Below are 22,072 nucleotides of genomic sequence, written 5' to 3' on the forward strand. Positions count from 1 at the left end.
TTTTTTATTCAAAACTATTTTGTATAAAAGCTAGAAACATGGTGATAGCTAGTAAGTCAGCAGCTCCACCAGGACTGATTCTTTTACCAATAAAATCTTGTTCGATTTCTGTTAAGATTTCTATATTTAATGGTTTGTCATAAAATTTCTCTTTTAGATGTATTGCTGTTTGTTTAACTTGATTTAATACTTCGATATCGTGCCTATGCAAAATAGTGGTATCCTCTAAAATACTCATTAGATATATCAATGTTCTAATCATGGCATGATTGATATGTTCATCGTTAGCAATAGACTTTTTAAAAATAGAGATTCCGCCATTGAAAACCATATCCAAACCATTTTTAGCAACACCTCTAACACCCACAATTCCATGATTGATAAATAGTTTTTCTCCATGAGTAAGAGTTTTCTTTAGATGAATATTGTCAAAATCTTTTAAGATATCTTTACACATCTCTTGAATAAAAATAGAGATATTTTCAAAAGTTAAATTTTGAGATTTGGCTTTAGCAGCACAAGTAGCTGTAATTCCCATTAAAAAAATTAATCCTTTATGTGTATTTACATTATTTGTAGCTAAAAACATATTTTTTTCAGCAACTTTTCCCATATATCTAATTTTTTTAAAAATTAAATCGATTGGAAGTTTTGAGCAACCAGCTTTTACGACTTCTCTAAAGTAGGTATTTAATGAGAAACCACTATTGATAAATGTAAAGAAGTCCATATCATTATGAGAGCCGGTACTCTGAGGAGAAACTAAACCAAACGATGGAAAGGCTGAAACCTCTAGGATAACAGATTTTAAAGCAAGATTTGAAAATGTATTGACAATACTATCTGTTATTTTTTGATTTTCTAAATATAACTCTAATTTTTTTTGAATAGCAGATTGAACTTCAATTTGAGTATGATTTTTCTTACGTGCACAAACGAATGCCATCTCTTCACAAAGAAGACATTTTCTTTTTTCGCCGTTGAAATCTTTTCTAGAGAAAGCGTATCCATCAGAGTCAAAAACATCAATATCTACACATCTTCCAAGATCGTGATTTTCTTCAATTAGCATGGCTATTTTTTTTATTTCTTTTCCAGAGTTTTTTATAACGTATATATATGTTGGACCTTCAATTGATTCTATTTTTTTTGAAAACAGAATCTCAGAATTGAAAATCTCAACTACTTCATCTTTTATAATTTCTATAATATATTTTGGAACAAAGTTGTTTTTATCTTCACCAGGATAGTTTGCTCTTAAAACCAAAATAGGTTGATTGAACTCCTTTATAATTTCGTTTTGAATATCAACTCTTTTTTCTCTCATTAATAAAAATTCTTCTAAATTAAACATAGATAATTAGTGAACAGAGTCAGAATTTTTAATTCTCTCTGTAACCTCCCTTCCTTTTTCAGAGATTAGATAATCTAATGTAGATTTAGGAACTAGACTTTTAATTTCATCAATCTGGTCATTTTTAAGGAGTTCTCTAACTCGTGAGGCACTAATAGCTTTTTCTCCCATCTCTTTTCTAGGTATGATTAAGATATTTAGATTGAAATTTTTAAAAGTTTCAATCATAGTTTCGTTATATTTTTGAGTAATTTTGCAATAAGGTTCCTCTCCAACAAATCTTGTATTGATATTTAGTTTTTTGCAAAAATGTTCAGCAGTGATAAGTGTATCAAGTTTCATAAATTCAACAAGAGAATCATCCTCTTTTCTAAGGAAATAATTAGGAAATGTTGCTGAAGATATAACATACTCAGTACTAGGTAGAACAGTAACATTATTTAAATGAGAGGTTCCTTTTTTTACTAACTCCATCCTATCTATAAAAGGGAATGAAGATTTATTTTCCTCAACTACTAAAATTAAAATATTATCCATTTGTTTAGAAGCATATTCGATTAAGAATTGATGGCCTAATGTAAATGGATTGCAATTCATTATTAGAAGACCATTGTTACTATTTTCTTGCCAATTGAGTTGGGATTTTATTTTATTTATAGTTTTGTCGATAGAGTTCATTCCAATTTCAAGTAATGCAACTTTATCTGTTTTTGAAATAGATTTGAATCCGACACCTTTAAAAATATCTTCATTAGAAGGTTTCGTGAATACAAAGCTATGGAATATCCCTTCGTCGAAAGATTTATTTAGAAGTGTTGTAACTAAAGTGTTTGTAACTCCTTCTCCTCTTAAAGAATCGTCGATAGCAAAACATTTAATGATATCCTTACTTTTTGATGCTGTTGCAACAATCTCTTCATCTTTTCTAATGACTAAAGAGTAGTCTATAGCTTCATCAAAAGTTAAATCAAATTTTTTTAAAAAATCTTTTAACTCATTTTTTTGATAGTTACTTTTTAGATTAAGTGTTTCTATATTCATTGTGATTGATTCACTCCCTCTTTTATAAGTTGAAACTTACTAGTTATATCATCAAGATATTGAATAAATATATTTTGAGATTCACTTAAAATCTCACTTTTTGACATACTATAAACAATATAAACTTTGTTGTTCTCTGTCCATGTATCTTTTTCAGCAGCTCTTTGTACTAATTGCGTAGCTGTATAATCCATTAAATCAGAAAGTGCTGGTGAAAGAATTTTTTTTGTATATGGGTCAGCAGGAACTAAAAATGACTTGAAGATGATATCTTCTTCGGCTAAAATTCTAGATTTTAATCGATCTTTTGCTTCACGGGAAGCTTTCCCATTAGCTACTAATGTTCCGCTGCTACTGATTTTTGCAGATCCTATTCCTATTACTTCATTTTCAGAATCAACAGAAGTTGTAGCACGATCATTTGATTCTGAATTTTCTATAGGATTTGGAATAGATAGACTATTACAACCTAAAAATAAAATAGAAAAAAGTATTGCTATTATTTTTTTTAACATGTTCCCTCCCCCTGTTATTTTAATAGTTTTATTAGTTATTAGGTATGACTCCTAAAATAGTAGAGTCACTAAAAAGTTCGATATTTTCGTAAGGTATCAAACTTATAAAGGTTTCATTATTTATTTCGATAAAATCATCTGAAAGTTTCGTCGATTCTAAAATCATCGCGATATCGTTATCCTTAAATATTTTATTTTCGAAACTTGAAAATAAATAAAGTGTTTCATTATTTATATGAGCTCTGTTTATAACAGACCAACCTTTTTTTTGAATAAAATCTAATATTTCTTTATTAAATGGAGCCAAAATATATTTTATATCTGTATTGATGTCTTCAAAACTTTCAACAAAAATGGAGTTTACATGCTCACCGAATAGTTTTTTAACACCAAGTAAAGAATAAGAATCCTTTTTAATAGCTACATCTAAAATTCCTTCAAGTTTTCTACAAAATGAGATAATCTCTGTATAAAAATTTGAGATGTCTTTATTTGAAATTCCAGAGAGTACACTGAGTTTTTTATAAATAGCAATTTCTCTTTCAGGAACATATATTCGACTATTATCTTTAGATTTTGTAACTCCAACTTGATGAACAATTTCCATTCTTTTTAATATCAACTTGATTATCTCTTTATCAATACTATCAATTTTCTCTCTTAATATGTTAATATCGTTTGTAATTTTAATCACCCATTTCATGAATATTATCAATAGACATTTTATAATATAAAAGTGTCAAAATCAAATAATTATTGAAATATAGTGAAAAATCTTATAGAATGAGATATTGAAATATTAAAAAAATAATGAAGTTTCAGGAGGAAAATATGAAGTTTTTTTCTTTGAATAAAAAAAAGTATGCGACTTTAACTGTTAAGGAAAATAAATCAGAAAATAAAAAAGTTGAAGAAAAAGAGGAAAAAATAATAAAGAAGACCAAAATAACTGGTTTGTGGGAGAAATGCCCAGAGTGTAATGAGATTATCTATAAAAATGATATTGAGCAAAATTTACAAAAATGTCCACATTGTGATTATTATTTCTCGATGAGTGCAAAAGAAAGAGTTGCACTATTGATTGATGAAGATACGTTCCAAGAGATGGATAAAAATTTAGTTTCAGAAAATCCATTAGATTTCCCAGGATATAAAGAAAAATATGAAGCAGCAGTAGAGAAAACAGGGATGTTTGAAGGTGTAGTAGCAGGAATTGGAGATATTTTTGGAATAAAAGTAAGTATAGCTGTTATGGATTTTGATTTTTTAGGTGGAAGTATGGGATCAGTTGTTGGTGAAAAGATAACTAGAGCAATAGAAAGAGGAATTAAGTTTAAGATTCCTGTTGTAGTTGTATCTTCATCGGGAGGAGCTAGAATGCATGAAGGGATACTATCACTTATGCAAATGGCAAAGACTTCAGCTGCATTAGAGAGATTAAGAGCGGCAGGACTACCATTTATATCTATACCAGTAAATCCTACAACAGGAGGAGTTACTGCCTCGTTTGCAATGCTAGGAGATATTATAATGACAGAGCCAGATGCACTGATAGGATTTGCAGGTCAGAGAGTAATTGAGCAAACAATAAAACAAAAATTACCTAATGGATTCCAAAGAAGTGAATTTTTACAGGAATGTGGAATGGTAGATGTTATTGTAAAAAGAGAGGATATGAAGAGAACTCTTCATAAAATTATAGATAATATAATCTAGAAATAGCTTATTTATAGGAGAGTGTCATGAAATTTAATAACGAAATTTTGGATTTAGAAACGAAAATATCGGAACTTAAAAATTTTTCGAAAGAAAAAAAGATAGATTTGAGCTTAGAGATAGAAAAACTGACAAAGCAAAGAGATGAGTATTTAAAATCGGCATATGAAAATTTAAATGACTGGGATAGAGTAGCTATTGCTCGTCATCCAGAGAGACCATATACATTGGATTACATAAAAAATATGACGACAGACTTTGTAGAACTGCACGGAGATAGATTGTGCAAAGATGATCCAGCAATTGTTGGTGGACTTTGCAAAATTGATGGAAAAAAAGTGATGATTATTGGTCATCAAAAAGGAAGAAGTATAGAAGAAAATCTGCATAGAAACTTCGGAATGGCTAGCCCTGAAGGATACAGAAAAGCATTAAGATTGTTTAGAATGGCTGAAAGATTTTCGATACCAATAGTAAATTTAATAGATACAGCGGGTGCTTATCCAGGAATAGAAGCTGAAAAACATGGACAAGGAGAGGCAATTGCTAGAAATCTATTAGAGATGGCAGGTATAAAAACTCCAATAATCTCGATAGTAATAGGTGAAGGAGGGTCAGGAGGAGCATTAGCACTAGGGGTAGCAGATAAAGTTTATATGCTAGAAAATTCGGTTTATTCTGTTATATCACCAGAAGGCTGTGCAGCAATTTTATACAAAGATTCATCTAAGGCACCAGAGGCTGCAAATAACTTAAAAATATCAGGTAAAAGTTTACAAAGTTTAGGTATAATTGACGGCATTGTAAAAGAACCATTAGGTGGCGCTCATAGGGATTATAAGTGTGCAGCAAATGACCTTAAAAGTGTTATTTTGTCATCACTTTCAGAGTTATCTAAATTAGATGTAGATACTTTACTAAAAAATAGATATAATAAGTTTAGAAAAATGGGAAGTTTTATAGAGAAAACAATCTAAATTTTAATAGAAAGTGTCGGAGGTGCAAGTCTTTATGAAAAGAATAGCGGTTTTAACAAGTGGAGGAGATGCTCCAGGAATGAACGCTGCAGTAAGAGCGGTAGCTAAAGTAGCTTTAGCAAAAGGAATGGAAGTATTTGGAGTAAAAAGAGGATACTTAGGAATGTTACACGATGAGATATTCCAAATGAATGGAAGCCATGTATCAGGAATAATTGATAGAGGTGGTACGGTTCTTTTAACTGCTAGATGTTTAGAGTTTAAAGATCCAAAATTCAGAGCTATAGCTGCAGAAAATCTTAAGAAAAGAGGAATCGAAGGACTAGTAGTAGTTGGAGGAGACGGTTCTTATAGAGGAGCAGACTTACTATCTAAAGAGCATGGATTTAAAGTTGTAGGATTACCTGGAACAATAGATAACGATATAATCGGAACAGATTACACAATAGGATTTGATACTTGTTTAAATACAATATTAGATGCTATATCAAAATTAAGAGATACAGCAACTTCTCATGAAAGAACAATCTTGATGGAAGTTATGGGAAGACATGCAGGAGATTTAGCTCTTCATGCAACACTAGCAGGTGGAGGAGATGGAGTTTTAATTCCAGAAATCGACGAACCAATTGAAATGTTAGCTTACCAAATTAAAGAGAGAAGAAGACAAGGAAAATTACATGATATAGTACTTATAGCTGAAGGTGTTGGAAGCGTTCTTGAGATTGAAAAACAATTAAAAGAAAAAGTAACAACTGAAGTTAGAAGTGTTGTTTTAGCTCACGTTCAAAGAGGTGGAACTCCATCAGGATTTGATAGAGTACTAGCAACTAAAATGGGTGCAAAGGCAGTAGAACTTCTTGAAGCTGGAGAAGGTGGAGTTATGGTTGGAATTGAAAGCAACGAATTAGTAACTCATCCAATATCATTTGCTTGGGAAGGTACAAGAAAATACGATATTACTAAAGATTATGAATTAGCATTAACACTTTGTAAATAGGAGCTGGTGAAAAGTTATGATTACAGTTTTAGATGTTGTTAGAAAAGAAAGAAGAAAAAATAAAATAAAAAGAGAGATTGAAGATAACGATAGAAAAATTAGAGATAATAGAAAAAGAGTAGATCTTCTATCAAATTTAAAAGAATACTTAAAGCCTGGAATGACTTATGCTGAAATTATTGATATAATTGAAAACATGAAGGGTGACTACGAGGATAGAGTTGATGATTATATCATAAAAAATGCTGAGTTAGGAAAGGAAAGAAGAGAAATTTCTAAAAGCATAAAAGAGATTACAAGATCATTAGCTCAAAAGACTACAGTAGAAAAAAAGTAGTAAGGAGTTTAAATGGCAACTAAGTCATTAGAAATATTGATTGATGAGTTTAATAGATTACCTGGAATCGGAAGAAAAAGTGCTGTAAGATTAGCATTTCACGTTTTAGAAATGAGTGATACTGAGGTAGAAAGATTTTCCAAAGCGTTGAAAGATGTAAAGGAAACTGTTAAAAAATGCTCAGTGTGTGGAAATTTTAGTGAGAATGAAACGTGTGATATTTGTAGAGATGAATTTAGAGAAAAGGATATCATCTGTGTCGTAGAGGATAGTAGAGACATTATTCCATTAGAAAAAACAAAGAGATATAAAGGTACATACCATGTTTTAAATGGAAAAATTGATCCATTAAATGGAATGACACCAGACAAGCTAAATTTGAAATCTCTATTAGAAAGAGTAGCGAAAGATGAGATAAAAGAGGTTATTCTAGCTTTAAATCCAGATTTAGAGGGAGAAACAACAGCACTTTATTTAACTAAGTTACTAAAGCCGTTTGATGTAAAAATAACTAAGATTGCAAGTGGAATTCCAATGGGAGGAAATATAGAGTTTGCAGATGTTGCAACAATATCAAGAGCCTTAGATGGAAGACAAGAGATATAAAAAATTAAAAGTCGGCATATTTTGCCGACTTTTTTTATTGTATGATTATTTTAAATCGATAATGGCCTTTTCTAAACAGTCTAAAGTGAAACGAACTCTATCTTCACGAGCGTTTTCACCCATATGTCCAATTCTTATTACCTTACCGGCTAAAGGACCGTAAGAACCTGAAAGTAAAATATTGTATTTAGTTCTTAAATGAACTAAAAGATCTTCAGCTCTTATTCCTTCTGGAGGATAAAAGGCTGTAACTGTAGGAGAGAAATTATCTTCAAGATATAAAGTACACCCAAGTTCTTTTAGTCTTTCAATACAAAGATCTCTCATCTCTTCGTGTCTATCAAAAGTTCTATAAAGAGTTTCTGACAAAAGATTATCAATAGCTGTACCTAAGCTGATAATATCGCTTGCAGGCATAGTGTATGGGAATGATTTTTTCTCTTCAATATTTTTCCAATGTAAAAGATTACAATAGAAAGATGGAATTGGAGTACTTCTGTTTTCCATAGCTTTCCAAGCGTCATCACTAACAGCAACGATAGTTAATCCAGGAGCTGCTGAAAAAACTTTTTGAGATGCAGAAAGTGCAATGTCAACACCCCATTCATCCATTCTGAAATCTACTCCACCAAGAGCAGCAACAGTGTCTACAACAGTTAAAATTCCTTTTGATTTTAGCAGTTGACAAACAGGTCCGATATCATTTAAAAGTCCACTAGGAGTATCACAGTGTATAATAGTGGCGTATTTGAAATCAGAATCTTTTTCTAAGAAAGATTTTAAACTTTCTAAATCAATTGATTTTTTCCAGCTTGATTCAAAAATTGTAACATTCCCACCATAAGGCTCGATAAGTTCTTTAAATCCTTCGCCAAAAAATCCGTTTGAAATAACAAGAACTTTGTCTCCTTTTTCAGTTAGAGATGCACATGCGGCATCAAGTCCAAGCATACCTTCTCCACTCATAATAAGAATTTTAGATTCTTCAGAGCCGATAAAGTTTCTAAGTCTGTGACAAACAAACTTATAGTAACTTAAAAAATCTGGATCAAGATCAGGATTACCAAAAACTTTACTTCTAGCGTGTAGAGCATTTCCAGAAACAGTTGTTGGCCCAGCTGTCATCATAAGGTAATTAGGTCTGTAAAATAACATTATAAAAATCCTCCTTCAACTAATTATATTTGAGATTATTATACCTAAAAAGTAAAAAAAAAGCCATCAGAATTGGAAAAAGTAAAAACACCTTGTAAAGTTATACTTGAATTTAATTGTGCACTTATTAATAAATATTGCAATTTTTGATCTTAGGTGTTACTATATTTCTATAAAAACATAGAAAAAACTTATTTTTAAATGTGCACAAATTAAAAAAGGAGTTAATATGCAGTTAACAGAAAGACAAAAAGAGATTGTGGAAATTATTAAGAAACATGGACCAATAACAGGAGACGAAATAGCAAAGATGATATACATAACTAGATCGGCTCTGAGAACAGATTTTTCTATTTTAAGAAAAATGTCAATAATAAAATCTAAACAAAAAGTTGGATATACTTATAATGAAGCTTTTGTGGAGTCAAATAATAAGACTTTAGTAAAACATATTATGAGTATGCCGATAACAATTGATGAGAGTTACTCAGTGTATAAAACGGTATTACTTATGTTTGAAAAGGATATTGGAACAATTTTTATAACAAAGGATGGGAACCTTGCTGGAATTGTTTCAAGAAAGGATTTGCTTAGAATCGCTATTGGGAAAAGAGATATTGAGCAAATTCCTATAAATCTTATAATGACAAGAATGCCAAACATAGTTTTTGCCACAGAGGATGAAACTATAGAAAGTTGTGTAAAAAAAATAATCGAACACCAAATAGATTCAGTTCCTGTGGTTAGAATAACTGAGAAAAATGGAAGAGAGAGTTACAAAGTAGTTGGAAGATTTACTAAAACAAATGTTAGTAAATTACTTCTTGATATAGTTGCGAATCAGAATAAAGAGAAAAGTGAATAGTTCAGTAAAATAAATTAGGAAATACAGGAGAGAAAGTATGAAAAATATTTACTTGTTCAGTGAGGGAAATGGTTTAGGAAAAATGATACTAGGTGGAAAGGGAGCCAACTTAGTTGAAATGAAAAGAATAGGATTACCTATTCCAAATGGAATGATTGTTACAACAACAGCTTGTAAAAATTATTTTGAGAGTGATAACTCTTTATCTAAATCAATGATTGATGAGATTGAGAAATCACTTCAAAAACTTCAGGAGGAAACGAAAAAGAGTTTTGAGGGAGAAAACTCTTTATTAGTTTCTGTGAGATCTGGAGCACCAGTTTCAATGCCTGGAATGATGGATACGATATTAAACTTAGGATTGAATGATATTGTAGTTGAGAAATTGATTGAAAAAACGAAGAATGAAAAATTTGTATATGAAATTTATTTAAGATTTATTGAGATGTTTAGTGAGATTGTAAAAGGAGTTCCAAGAGAAAAATTTTTAAAGATTAAAGAGTTTTCAAATGGAAAATCAGAAAAAGAGATTGTTGAGATATTCAAAAATATATATTGGATAGAAACAGGGGAGTTTTTCCCAGAGAATCCAAAAGAGCAGATAAAAATGGCAATAGAATCAATATTTAATTCTTGGAATAACGATAGAGCTAAAATATATAGACAACTTCAAGGGATTGATGAAAGTATGGGAACTGCCGTTGTTATTCAAGAGATGGTATTTGGTAATTATAATGAACTTTCGGGAACAGGAGTTGCATTTACTAGAAATCCATCGACAGGAGAAAATGTATTGTTTGGAGAATATTTATTAGAAGCTCAAGGAGAAGATATCGTAGCAGGTATAAGAACACCGAATTCAATTCAGAGTATGAAAGAGCAATTACCTAAAATCTATGAAGAGTTTTCAAAGATTGGGAAACTTTTAGAGAATCACTATGGAGATATGCAAGATATCGAATTTACAATAGAAAATGAAAAACTTTTCATACTTCAAACAAGAAGTGGAAAAAGATCACCAAATGCAGCTATAAAAATAGCTGTAGATATGGTAAAAGAAGAGATTATAACAAAAGATAAAGCTATTTCAATGATAGATACAGAACTTTTACCTCAAGTTTTTAATGGTACTTTTGAGGAGAGTGATTTAGTAGGAAAAAAGCTTCTAGGGAAAGGGTTACCGGGTTCAGCAGGGGTTGCAGTAGGAAAAGTAGCTCTTTCCACAGATATGGTGAAAGAAGGAGAATCTGTAATTTTAGTAAGAGTGGAGACATCCCCAGAAGATATCAAAGGCATGAGTTTAGCAAAAGGAATAGTAACGGTTAAAGGTGGAGCGACATCTCATGGAGCTGTAGTAGCTAGAGGAATGGGTAAATGTTGTGTAACTGGATGTGAAAGTATAAAAATAGATTCGAGTGAAAAGTTTTTCCAAATAGATGGAGAGAAGATTTTTGAAGGAGATATTATATCTATAAATGGATATAATGGTGAAATATATAAAGGTGAAGTAAAACTTAAAAAAGGTGAGATAAGTCAAGAGTTGAAAGAGCTTCTTGAGTGGTGTAAGGAGTTTAAGACTTTAGAGATTAGAATGAATGCAGATACACCAAATGATGTTTTGGTGGGAAGAGAGTTTGGAGCTGAGGGAATAGGTCTTTGTAGAACAGAGCATATGTTTTTTGAAGATGAAAAAATCTGGAGTGTTAGAGAGATGATAATAGCTAATACAAAAGAGGAGAGAGAAAAAGCCTTAGAAAAACTTTTGGAACTTCAAAAGAAAGATTTTAAAAATATGCTTCACAAAATGGGTGGAATGCCTATGAATATAAGATTGCTAGATCCACCTTTTCATGAGTTTCTACCTAAAACTGAAAAAGATGTAAATAGATTAGCTCAACAATTAGAGAGATCACCTTCTGAAATAGCAAGCAGAATAAAAGAATTAAAAGAAGAAAATCCTATGTTAGGTCATAGAGGGTGTAGATTGGCAATAACTTTCCCAGAGATATATGAGATGCAAGCAAGAGCTATAATGGAATCTGCGATTGAATGTAGTCATGAGGGAGGTAGTTGTGAGATTGAAATCATGATCCCTTTTATTGGAGGAATTAGTGAGTTTAAGTATATTAAAGAGGGAATTTTAAAAGAGATTGAAAAAGTATTTGAAGAGAAACAGAAAACTATAGATTATAAATTAGGAACTATGATGGAACTTCCAAGAGCGTGTTTAATTGCGAATGAAATAGCTGAAGAGAGTGCATTCTTTTCGTTTGGAACAAATGACTTAACTCAAACAACATATGGTATTTCAAGAGATGACTCAATAAAATTTATAGATCACTATAAAGCTAAAAATATAATGAAAAGAGATCCGTTCCAGTCAATAGATACTCGTGGAGTTGGAAAGCTTATAGTGTTAGCAAAAGAACTAGGGCAATCGGTGAAGCCAGACATAAAAATAGGAGTTTGTGGTGAACATGGAGGAGATCCGAAAAGTATAGAATATTTTAACGAATTAGGATTTAGTTATGTAAGTTGCTCGCCATTTAGAGTTCCAATTGCTATAGTAGCTGCTGCTCAAAGTGCTATACAAAAAAGGATGGGATAGAATGAATTTAAAAGAGGAAGAAATAAAATATTTAAAACTTTTATCGAAGAGTTTTCCAACAATTTCTGAAACGGCAACAGAGATAATAAATTTAGAAGCAATTTTATCTCTACCAAAAGGAACAGAACATTTTATAAGTGATATTCACGGTGAATATGAGGCATTCAATCATGTTTTAAAAAACTGTTCAGGAGTTATAAAAGAAAAAATTGAGAATCTATTTCCTAACATAATAGAAAAAGAGAGAAATCAGTTAGCAACAATAATTTATTATCCAAAAGAAAAAGTTGAGCTTATTCAAAGTTCGGGAATAGATATGCAGGAATGGTATAAAAAAACTATTCCCAGAGTTTTAGAAGTTTTAAAGATTGTTTCCTCAAAGTATACTCGTTCAAAAGTAGGAAAGGCTATGACAAAGGAGTTTTCATATATAATACAAGAGTTATTATATGAACGAGTTGAAGAAAAAAATAAAAAAGATTATGTTGAAGGTATAATTAAAACAATTATAGATATAAATCAAGGAAAAGAGTTCATAATAAATGTAAGCACTTTAATTCAGAAATTAGTGGTAGATAATCTTCATATAGTAGGGGATATATATGATAGAGGGCCGTATCCACATAAGATAATGGATAAGTTAATTAAATATCATAATGTAGATATTCAGTGGGGGAATCATGATATCCTATGGGTTGGGGCAGCATGTGGTCATGAGGCCTGTATAGCAAATGCGATAAGGATATGTCTAAGATATTCTAATCGTGAGATTTTAGAGGATGGATATGGAATAAATTTACTGCCATTGGCAACGTTAGCTATGGAGTATTACAGTGAAGATTCTTGTATAGAGTTTCAACCCAAAGGAAAAACAGAAAACAAAGAGACACAGTTATTATCTAAAATGCATAAGGCGATATCGATTATTCAATTTAAATTAGAGGGAGATATTATCAAAAGAAATCCAACTTTTGATATGCAAGATAGACTTCTTATGCATACTTTAATTGGTAAGAATAAGACTGTGGATTTGATTAATCCATATCTTTTGAATGAAGATGAGAAAGAGGTTGTAGAAGGCTTAGTTAGAAGTTTTAGAAACAGTGAAAAACTTCAGGAACATATAAAGTTTCTTTTAGAAAAAGGAAATGTGTATTTAAAAAGAAATTGTAATTTACTGTTTCATGGATGTATGCCTTTAGATGAAAAGGGTGGATTCAGAGAAGTAGATATCTTTGGAAAAAAATACTCAGGAAAACGATTGTTTGAAAGATGTGATCAACTTTGCAGAGAGGGATATTACGATGAGAATATTCAAGGCAAGGATTTTATCTGGTATCTTTGGTGTGGAAAAGATTCACCATTGTTTGGAAAAGATAAGATGAGAACTTTTGAAAGATATTTTTTTACTCAGAAAGAAACTCATAAAGAGGTCTATGATAACTATTATGAGTTTTTCGATAAAAAAGAGGTTGCTGAAAGAATTCTAAAGGAATTTGGAATTGAGGATGAGTATTCTCATATAATAAATGGTCATGTTCCAGTCAAAGTTAGAAAAGGAGAGACTCCAATAAAAGGGGACGGAAAAGTAATTCTAATTGATGGAGGCTTTTCAGAAGCCTATCAATCAACTACAGGAATAGCTGGTTATACTTTAATTTTTAATTCTCACGGAAAAAGATTGGTATGTCATAAACCCTTTGAAAATATAGGGGAATCTATTCAAAAATGTTTGGATATTCAGTCTACAACTGAGATTGTAGACAGTCGCTATGAAAGATTAAAAGTTAGAGATACAGATGTGGGGAAAGAGTTAGAAGGTCAAGTGAAAGAGTTGAAAAAATTATTATTTTGTTATAAAAAAGGTATTATAAAAAGTTTGTAATAAAAATGGAAGAGTCAACTCTTCCATTTTTTAGTTTATTTACTTAAAATTTTATTTAAATTTGTAACGAATTCTAAAGGATTTTCTAAAGAAAAACCTTCAAGTAAAAGACCTTGATTATATAGAATATTAGAAAGTTCTTTTAGGTCAGTTTCATTTGCTACTTGTAATTTATTAAATAGGGGGTGGTTTGGATTTATCTCTAGAACTTTTTGAGCTTTAACTCCCTCATTTCCAGGAATTTGAGATAAAAGCTTTTCCATCTCTAAAGATACTTCGCCTTTAGAAGAAAGAGAAATTGAGCTATCTCCAAGTTCTGGATTAAGTTTTACTTCAACAACTTTTTCATTTAAAGTAGATTTTATTTTATCTAATAGAGATTTGTTGATTTCTGAAAGTTTTTTTAATTCCTCTTTTTCTTGTTCGCTCTCAAAAGAAACTTCGTAGACAGATTTAAACTCTTTTTCAGAGAAATTTTGCATAGTTTTTAAAGCAAATTCATCAGCAGCTTCTGTTAAATATAAAACTTCAAAATCTTTACTTAAAACATTAGAAACTTTAGGCATTTTTTCTAAAATTTCAATATTTTCACCAACAGCATAATAGATTTCATTTTGCTCAGGTTTCATTCTTTCTACATACTCTTTAAGAGATATAAAATCTTTATTTTTAGAACTTTTAAACATAAGTAGGTTTTGTAGTTTATCTTTGTTTAATCCGAAATTTTCATGAACTCCGAATTTTATATGTCTTCCGAAAGTTTCCCAGAATTTTAGATATTTATCTCTATCATTATTCATAAGTTTTTCAAATTCTGAGATTATTTTCTTTTCTAAATTTTTAGATATATTTTTTAATTGTTGAGTTTTTTGTAGAATCTCTCTAGAAATATTTAGAGAAAGATCATCGGTATCAACAAGTCCTTTTATAAAGTTGAAATATTGCGGAATAAGTTCTTCGCATTTATTCATAATAAAAACATTTTTTGTATAAAGTTGTAATCCTCTTTTATATTCACGAGTATATAGATCATATGGCGGAGTAGTAGGAACAAATAAAATCGCATTATACTCTAAGCTACCTTGAATATTAAAGTTAAAGTGTAATAAAGGATTTTGCCAATCATGGAAGTTTGACTTATAAAACTCATTGTAATCCTCGTCTTTTAGTTCGTTTTTAGGTGTTTTCCAGATAGGTTTAGTAGAGTTAAGCCTTTCATCTTTAAAAAGAATTGGGTACTTAACATAATCTGAATATTTTTTAATAAGAGCTCTAAACTTATGTTCATTTAAAAACTCTTTATCTTCATCGTTATCTTTTATATGTAAAATAATAGAGGTTCCTATCTCAGCTCTATCAATCTCTTCGATATCATAGCTTCCTTCACCAGCTGAAATCCATCTAACTCCTTTATCAGAGTAAGGAGACTTTGTCTCTAAAATAATTTTGTCCGCTACCATAAAAGCAGAGTAAAAACCGACTCCAAATTGACCGATTATATTTAAATCACCACTTTTTTTAGCTTCCTCTAAAGAGTTTAAAAAAGCTTTTGATCCAGATTTTGCGATTGTACCAATGTTTTCAACGACTTCATCAAAAGTCATTCCAATACCCGTATCTTTGATAGTTAATGTTCTAGAATCTATATTTGGAATGATAGATATACTAAGTTCTTTAGAAGAATCTAAAATATGGGTATCTGTAAGAGCCTTGAATTTTAGTTTATCAATTGCATCGCTAGCATTAGAAATTAACTCTCTTAAAAAGATCTCCTTGTGAGTGTAGATTGAATGAACCATAAGGTTCAGAAGTTCTTTAGTTTCTGCTTGAAATACTTTAGTTTCTTTTTTCATCTTGTCCTCCTTAAAATAGCACTCCACACTTCTTGTGGCTAAGAAAATATATATCATATACTCTAAAAAAATGTCAAGAACTAAAAGAAAAACTTGTATTTTATAGTTCTTTGGTATATAATCTTTATGGAATTAGTAAAGAATTAGAAAAAGGTTGGTATATAGATGATTTTTCAAAGAACAGAACTATTGATAGGTAAAGAGAATCTAAATAAACTGAATAACTCACATGTACTTGTTTTTGGAGTAGGAGGAGTGGGAGGATTTGTAGTTGAGTCTTTAGTAAGAGCCGGAGTAGGTGAACTTACAGTTGTTGATTTTGATACTGTAGATATAACAAATTTAAATAGACAGGTTATTGCAACACAAGATACTATTGGTCAGGATAAGGTTGAAGTGATAAAAAAGAGAGCTCTTTCAATTAATCCAGAAATAAAGGTTAATGCCTATAAAGAAAAGTTTTTTAAAGATAAAAAAGAAGTGTTCTTCTCAGAAGATAAAAAATATGATTATATAGTTGATGCTATTGATTTAGTTACAGCTAAGTTAGATTTGATAACAATAGCCAAAGAATCAAAAATTCCAATAATCTCATCGATGGGAACTGGAAATAAAATAAATCCGACGATGTTAGAGATTGCAGATATTAGTAAAACGTCAGTGTGTCCTTTAGCGAAAGTCATGAGAGCGGAATTAAAGAAAAGAAGAATAGGAAAAGTTAAAGTATTATTCTCGAGAGAGTTACCGATGAAACCTAAAAGTTCAGAGGGCGATAGAGCAAAACAAAATAATGTAGGAAGTATATCATTTGTACCTTCAGTTGCAGGACTTATTATAGCAAGTGAAGTGATAAAAGATATAACTGGTTTAAAGAATGGTGGAGGAAATTAATATGAAAAAAATAGGAATTTTTTATGGAACAACTTCAGGAATAACTGCTGGGATTGTTGATGAAATAGAGTTTTATTTAAGAGGACAAGATTATGAAGTTTTTGACGTAGCCAACGGAATAGATGAGATGGCAGGATTAGATAATCTTATCTTAGTTTCTCCAACTTATGGTGTAGGAGAGTTACAAAGAGATTGGGAAACTGTTTATGAGACTTTTAAAACACTTGATTTTACAGGAAAAGTTGTAGGAATTGTAGGAGTAGGAAATCAATTTGCATTTGGAGAGTCTTATGTTGGTGCTATGAGAAAACTTTATGATGTTGTAGAGAAGAATGGAGCAAAAATAGTAGGATTTACTTCAACAGTAGGATATTCTTATGAAGAAACAGAGGCTATAGTAGGAGATCAATTCGTAGGATTAGCCCTAGATGAGAGTAATCAAGATAATGAAACTCCAGATAGAATAAAAGCTTGGATAGAGGAGATTAAACCTTTATTTAATTAAGAGGAAAAAGATGCAGAAAAGAAATTATAAAACATTGATAAAAGAGGAAGTTAAAAATCTTCTTAAAGATAAAGATACTGTACTTTTAGACGTTAGAACAGAAGAGGAGTATTGGGATGAATCTTTAAATGAGACAATTAATATTCCACTTCATGAACTAGGAGAGAGAATTACCGAGTTAGATAAAAATAAAACATATATAACTTTTTGTAGAAGTGGAGTTCGTTCAAAGTCTGCAGCTCTGATTTTATTAGAAGAGGGATTTGAAAATGTGTATAATTCTGAAGAGGGAATTTTAACTTGGTAACAAAAATTTGACAAAATTATTTTCATATGGTAATATAAATAAAATAAAAATTCAAGGAGAGTTCTAATGAAAAAAAATCAAGTTATTTCTAACAATGTAAATAGACAACCCATCCCCCCTAGATAGGGATTTGTGTTTTAAGCATTAGTTTATGTTTAGATACAGATCCATTTTGTGTTACAAATTTGGATCTGTATCTAAGGGGAAATAACTTTAAAAAAAGATTATTTTTATAGGATTCTTTTAATGAGGGTCACTTAGGTACAGTTGTACTTAGGTGACCCTCTTTTTATTTAAAAAAAATTTCGGAGGAGAAAAATGATAGGAGTAGAAACATTTATAACATTTGGAGCGTATTTAATATTTTTAATAGGAGTGGGAGTTTACTTTTATGGTAAAACCTCCAGTTCAGAGGATTACTTAATCGGTGGAAGAGGAGTAGGAAGTTGGGTAACTGCATTATCGGCACAAGCTAGTGATATGAGTGGTTGGTTGCTTATGGGTTTACCTGGAGCTGTTTATCTTTCAGGATTTGGGGAGATTTGGGTTGTAATAGGTCTTGCAATAGGGACTTATTTAAACTGGAAGTTTATAGCACCAAAATTAAGAGTAGAAACAGAGATTGAAGATACATTGACTTTACCAACATTTTTAGAAAGAAAATTAAAAGATGATAAGGGAACTATTAGAAAAATTTTGGCTGTAGGAACACTATTTTTCTTTACAATATACTCTTCATCTGGATTAGTAGCTGCTGGAAAATTATTTGAGTCGATACTTGGAATAGATTATAAGGTGGCAGTTGTAGTCGGAGCAGTAACAATCGTTGTGTATACATTTATGGGTGGATATTTGGCATCGTGTTGGACAGATTTCTTCCAAGGAGCTCTTATGTTTATGGCAATAATAGCTGTTCCAGTAATGGCTTATTATAAAATAGGAGATTTAGAAACTGTGAAGCAAGGAATAGAGTTAAAGGGAATAACTTTTGATATATTTAAACAAGGTGGAAAGAATATTGGAGTTATGGGTATCTTATCATCTTTAGCTTGGGGATTGGGTTATTTTGGACAACCACATATTTTAGTTAGATTTATGAGTATAAGTGATGTAAAAGAGTTAAAGAAATCTAGAAGAATAGCTATGATTTGGGTATTAATATCACTAATTGGAGCTATAGCAATTGGATTATTAGGAATTCCTTTATTTAAAGAGGTAAGTCAACTTGGTGGAGATGCAGAGAAGATATTTATTTATATGATAAAAGAGTTATTTAACCCTTGGGTGGCTGGAATTTTATTAGCAGCAATACTATCTGCAATAATGTCTACAATAGATTCTCAACTATTAGTATCATCAACAACATTAACTGAAGATTTTTATAAATATATAAAAAGAGATGCTACAGATAAAGAGATTATGTTTGTAGGTAGAGTTTGTGTAGTAGTGATTGCATTACTAGCTTTATTATTTGCTCTTAATCAAAATGCTAAAGTTTTATCGCTAGTTGCATATGCTTGGGGAGGATTTGGGACAATATTTGGACCAGCAATAATAGCTGTTTTATATTTAAAAGATGTAAGTGCAAAAAGTGTTTTATCAGGAATTTTAGTGGGGACATTTGTGTTTTTAATCTGGAAAGTTATTGGATTAGATGCTTATATGTATGAGCTATTACCAGGATTTATGACAAATTTAATAACAGTTTATATAGCTGAGAAAGTATTCTGTAAAAGGGTAGTTGAAGCATAATGAAAAAGGTACAAAATTATTTTGTACCTTTTTTTTCTAAATGTAATAATTCATCCTTTAAAGTTAATCCATACGCGTAACCTGTTAATTTTCCATTACTACCAATAACTCTATGACAGGGAATAACTATGGGAATTGGATTTTTATTATTTGCCATTCCGACAGCTCTACAAGCCTTTGGATTTCCAATAGCGATGGCAATATCTTTATATGATTTTACTTCACCATAAGGTATTTTTAAAAGAGCATTCCAAACAGATTTTTGAAATTCTGTTCCTGATGGATTTATTTTAAAAGTGAAGTATTTTCTTTTTCCGTTTAAAAACTCTTCAATCTCTTTAAAAGCTTTTTCTAAAAGTTTTGTAAGTTTAAAGGTTCTATTTGAAGAGGGATTGTTGAGTTCTATTTTTGTGACTTCTTCTTCATTTGCTTCTATTTTAAGTAATCCGAGTGGAGTATCAAAAATATAAAAATAACCTGGAACTATATTTTTCATAAGACCTCCTATTAAAACATAATTTTAGATTATACTGAAATAATAGAAAAAAATCAAGATTATTTAAAAAAACATGTTCGTTAAAAGGTTAAAACTTTTAAAAACAAAATAATTGTAGTATAATAAATTAGTATGGTTTTGAAATTAAAAGGGAATTAAGTGAGAATCTTAAACGGTCACGCCACTGTGAAATGGACGAAGATAGTAAAACCACTGGGAAACTGGGAAGGGCTATTGTTAGGATGAAGTTGAGTCAGGATACCTGCCATAAAATTTAAATCTGCGAGTGACAGAATGGGAGGATTAAAAAAAGTGAATAAAAAATTTTTATTAGGAGCATTAGTTGTTGTAGCTAATCTAGCTGTGGCAGAACAAAAAGTTGTAAAGCTAGAAGAAAGTGTTATAACGAGTGAAAATACTTTTGCAACAGTAGCAGATATTCCAAAAAATATAACTGTTTTAACGGCCGAAGAGATAGAGCAAAGAGGAGCGAAGACAGTAGCGGAAGCTTTAAAATTAGTATCGAGTGTAACTGTTAAAGAGATGGGTGGAGCAGATGCGGCTTTTGATATGAGAGGGCAAGGAGCAACAGCAAAATCAAATGTAATAGTTCTTGTAGATGGGGCACCGATAAACTCAATAGATTTATCAGGATATAAAACAAGTTCAATCCCTGTAGATAATATAGAAAGAATAGAGGTTATTCCTTCGGGAGGTTCTGTTTTATATGGAGATGGAGCGATTGGTGGAACAATAAATATTGTAACTAAAATGCCAAAGGATAAAAAGAACTATGGTAGCTTAAATAGTGAAATAGGATCATATGGTTTAAAGAAACAGCAGGCTATATATGGAACTAAGATTAACGACAAATTATCATTAGAATTAGATTATTTAAAAAAAGAGAAAGATGGATATAGAGATTATGCTAAGGATGATTTAGAAAGTTTTGGACTTAGAACAAGATATAAGTTAGCAGATGGAGAGTTTGGATTTAAATATAATTATTCGAATAATGAGTTTAGAGCTCCTGGAAGTTTAACAAGAGAAGAGGTTGACGGAGATAGAACTCAAGTTTCTAATGATCCAAATACATGGAAAGTTGATGGGAAAACAGAGAAAAATGATTTTGTAGGAGATTATGTATATAATATTGATTCTAATTTAGAATTTAAATTATTAGGAACATTTACTCATGAAAGATACTCTTCAAATGGAAGTAACTATAAAACCGAGATAAAATACTTAAAACCACAATTGAAATACTCTTACTTAGATGATAGTTATGTTGTTATAGGGGGAGAAGTTTTTGAAGGAGAAACAAGAAATTTTTCAAATTATGGAGACAGTAAAGTTGAAAAAGAATCAATAGCAGGATTCTTAATAAATAGTTATACAGTTGATAAATTTAGATTTACTCAAGGATATAGAAGACAAAACATAGAGTATACAGGAAAAAATAAAAAATTCTCAGAAAAGAAATTTAAAGAAGATTCAGTTGAGCTGACAGGAAGTTATCTTTACTCAGATTCAGGATCGACTTATGTAAGTTATACAACAGGATTTAGAGCTCCAAATACGGATGAGTTAAATTCTTGGGATGGAGAATATAAACCTCAAAGAACAGAAACTTATGAAGTTGGAATAAAGGATTACATAGGAAATACTTATGTTTCAACATCTGTATTCTATATTGAAACTGAGAATGAAATATATTTAGATCCAACAGCGATAAAACCTGAAAATCCATGGGGAAGTAATAAAAATTTAGATGGAACAAGTAAAAGAAAAGGAATCGAGTTTTCATTAGAGCACTACTTTGATAAGTTAACAATTTCAGAATCATTGACATATATGGAAACAGAGTTTAAAGATGGAAAGGATATTCCAGGGGTTCCAAATGTAAAGGGAGTATTGAACTTTAATTATAGATTTAATGATAAGTTAACTTTAAATAACTCTTGGGAATACTATGGAAAAATGTATGCGAATGGAGATGAAGAAAATTTAGGCTCTAAAGTAGATAACTATATTTTATCAGGAGTTTCATTTTCATATGATTTCAAAGATGGTTTAATTGTAAGTGCGGGAATAAATAATTTATTCAATGAAAAATACTATGATTATGTAGGTTATAACAATGGGACACTAAGTTATTATCCAGCAGCAGAAAGAAATTATTATTTAGGAGTTAAGTACAGCTTCTAAG

At 30.6% G+C, this 22,072-nt stretch carries 20 protein-coding genes and 1 riboswitch; of the genes, 13 read left to right on the plus strand and 7 right to left on the minus strand.

What is annotated here, in order from left to right; all coding sequences use genetic code 11:
* Window positions 1-4: 4 nt before the first annotated feature.
* Genes citX through L988_RS02280 form a run of 4 tightly spaced genes read right to left on the minus strand, consistent with a single transcriptional unit; the run spans window position 5 to window position 3,613 of the window.
* Complete coding sequence (gene citX, locus L988_RS02265; RefSeq protein WP_047381154.1) at window positions 5-1,354, minus strand: citrate lyase holo-[acyl-carrier protein] synthase; 1,350 nt, start codon at window positions 1,352-1,354, stop codon at window positions 5-7.
* Window positions 1,355-1,360: 6 nt separating this feature from the next.
* Window positions 1,361-2,395 carry a [citrate (pro-3S)-lyase] ligase gene (gene citC, locus L988_RS02270; RefSeq protein ID WP_047381156.1) on the minus strand — a complete coding sequence of 345 codons (1,035 nt, stop codon included), beginning with the start codon at window positions 2,393-2,395 and terminating at the stop codon, window positions 1,361-1,363.
* Window positions 2,392-2,910, minus strand: a complete 519-nt coding sequence (locus L988_RS02275; RefSeq protein ID WP_047381158.1) for a hypothetical protein — start codon at window positions 2,908-2,910, stop codon at window positions 2,392-2,394. Before L988_RS02275 ends, citC begins: the two co-directional genes overlap by 4 nt.
* A 31-nt stretch (window positions 2,911-2,941) precedes the next feature.
* On the minus strand, window positions 2,942-3,613 hold the full coding sequence (locus L988_RS02280) for a chorismate mutase (RefSeq protein WP_047381160.1): 672 nt from the start codon (window positions 3,611-3,613) through the stop codon (window positions 2,942-2,944).
* Window positions 3,614-3,720: 107 nt separating this feature from the next.
* On the opposite strand from L988_RS02280, the gene accD reads away from it, so the two are divergent.
* The 5 genes from accD to recR are packed head-to-tail and all read left to right on the plus strand — an operon-like array spanning window position 3,721 to window position 7,546.
* Window positions 3,721-4,626, plus strand: a complete 906-nt coding sequence (gene accD, locus L988_RS02285) for an acetyl-CoA carboxylase, carboxyltransferase subunit beta (RefSeq protein WP_047381163.1) — start codon at window positions 3,721-3,723, stop codon at window positions 4,624-4,626.
* 26 nt (window positions 4,627-4,652) lie between these two features.
* Window positions 4,653-5,603: an acetyl-CoA carboxylase carboxyltransferase subunit alpha gene (locus tag L988_RS02290; RefSeq protein ID WP_047381165.1), complete on the plus strand. Its 951-nt coding sequence runs from the start codon at window positions 4,653-4,655 to the stop codon at window positions 5,601-5,603.
* Window positions 5,604-5,637: 34 nt separating this feature from the next.
* The gene (gene pfkA / locus L988_RS02295) at window positions 5,638-6,603 is read left to right on the plus strand and encodes a 6-phosphofructokinase (RefSeq protein ID WP_047381170.1); all 966 of its coding nucleotides are present in this window, start codon (window positions 5,638-5,640) and stop codon (window positions 6,601-6,603) included.
* Window positions 6,604-6,619: 16 nt separating this feature from the next.
* Window positions 6,620-6,940, plus strand: a complete 321-nt coding sequence (locus L988_RS02300; protein ID WP_047381172.1) for a DUF496 family protein — start codon at window positions 6,620-6,622, stop codon at window positions 6,938-6,940.
* A 12-nt stretch (window positions 6,941-6,952) separates the two neighbouring features.
* Window positions 6,953-7,546: a recombination mediator RecR gene (gene recR / locus L988_RS02305; protein ID WP_047381174.1), complete on the plus strand. Its 594-nt coding sequence runs from the start codon at window positions 6,953-6,955 to the stop codon at window positions 7,544-7,546.
* Window positions 7,547-7,591: 45 nt separating this feature from the next.
* Here recR and L988_RS02310 read toward each other — a convergent pair whose 3' ends face one another.
* Window positions 7,592-8,701, minus strand: coding sequence for an alanine--glyoxylate aminotransferase family protein (locus L988_RS02310; RefSeq protein ID WP_047381178.1), 1,110 nt, complete (start codon window positions 8,699-8,701; stop codon window positions 7,592-7,594).
* A gap of 229 nt (window positions 8,702-8,930) precedes the next feature.
* On the opposite strand from L988_RS02310, the gene L988_RS02315 reads away from it, so the two are divergent.
* Genes L988_RS02315 through L988_RS02325 form a run of 3 tightly spaced genes read left to right on the plus strand, consistent with a single transcriptional unit; the run spans window position 8,931 to window position 14,059 of the window.
* Window positions 8,931-9,566 (plus strand): helix-turn-helix transcriptional regulator, encoded by a 636-nt coding sequence (locus tag L988_RS02315; protein ID WP_047381181.1) that lies wholly within the window; start codon window positions 8,931-8,933, stop codon window positions 9,564-9,566.
* A 37-nt stretch (window positions 9,567-9,603) separates the two neighbouring features.
* Window positions 9,604-12,174, plus strand: a complete 2,571-nt coding sequence (ppdK, locus tag L988_RS02320) for a pyruvate, phosphate dikinase (RefSeq protein ID WP_047381183.1) — start codon at window positions 9,604-9,606, stop codon at window positions 12,172-12,174.
* 1 nt (window position 12,175) lies between these two features.
* Window positions 12,176-14,059 (plus strand): fructose-bisphosphatase class III, encoded by a 1,884-nt coding sequence (locus L988_RS02325; RefSeq protein WP_047381185.1) that lies wholly within the window; start codon window positions 12,176-12,178, stop codon window positions 14,057-14,059.
* A 35-nt stretch (window positions 14,060-14,094) separates the two neighbouring features.
* On the opposite strand, the gene htpG is transcribed toward L988_RS02325, so the two are convergent.
* A complete protein-coding gene (gene htpG, locus L988_RS02330; RefSeq protein ID WP_047381187.1) occupies window positions 14,095-15,912 on the minus strand; it encodes a molecular chaperone HtpG in 1,818 nt (605 codons plus the stop codon).
* A 165-nt stretch (window positions 15,913-16,077) separates the two neighbouring features.
* Here htpG and L988_RS02335 point away from each other — a divergent pair, with 165 nt between their 5' ends.
* From L988_RS02335 to putP, 4 genes are all read left to right on the plus strand, one after another.
* Window positions 16,078-16,803, plus strand: coding sequence for a ThiF family adenylyltransferase (locus L988_RS02335; protein WP_047381193.1), 726 nt, complete (start codon window positions 16,078-16,080; stop codon window positions 16,801-16,803).
* A 1-nt stretch (window position 16,804) separates the two neighbouring features.
* The gene (locus L988_RS02340; protein ID WP_047381194.1) at window positions 16,805-17,308 is read left to right on the plus strand and encodes a flavodoxin; all 504 of its coding nucleotides are present in this window, start codon (window positions 16,805-16,807) and stop codon (window positions 17,306-17,308) included.
* A gap of 10 nt (window positions 17,309-17,318) precedes the next feature.
* Window positions 17,319-17,615, plus strand: a complete 297-nt coding sequence (locus tag L988_RS02345; protein WP_047381195.1) for a rhodanese-like domain-containing protein — start codon at window positions 17,319-17,321, stop codon at window positions 17,613-17,615.
* Between the two features lie 318 nt (window positions 17,616-17,933).
* Window positions 17,934-19,367: a sodium/proline symporter PutP gene (gene putP, locus L988_RS02350; RefSeq protein ID WP_047381196.1), complete on the plus strand. Its 1,434-nt coding sequence runs from the start codon at window positions 17,934-17,936 to the stop codon at window positions 19,365-19,367.
* A gap of 16 nt (window positions 19,368-19,383) precedes the next feature.
* On the opposite strand, the gene L988_RS02355 is transcribed toward putP, so the two are convergent.
* Window positions 19,384-19,863 carry a methylated-DNA--[protein]-cysteine S-methyltransferase gene (locus tag L988_RS02355; RefSeq protein ID WP_047381197.1) on the minus strand — a complete coding sequence of 160 codons (480 nt, stop codon included), beginning with the start codon at window positions 19,861-19,863 and terminating at the stop codon, window positions 19,384-19,386.
* A 116-nt stretch (window positions 19,864-19,979) separates the two neighbouring features.
* Window positions 19,980-20,148, plus strand: a riboswitch (cobalamin riboswitch).
* A gap of 27 nt (window positions 20,149-20,175) precedes the next feature.
* Here L988_RS02355 and L988_RS02360 point away from each other — a divergent pair.
* Window positions 20,176-22,071, plus strand: coding sequence for a TonB-dependent receptor (locus L988_RS02360; RefSeq protein WP_047381280.1), 1,896 nt, complete (start codon window positions 20,176-20,178; stop codon window positions 22,069-22,071).
* The last annotated feature ends 1 nt before the right edge of the window (window position 22,072 follow it).

The organism is Cetobacterium sp. ZWU0022 (assembly GCF_000800875.1).
Taxonomy (GTDB): Bacteria; Fusobacteriota; Fusobacteriia; order Fusobacteriales; family Fusobacteriaceae; genus Cetobacterium_A.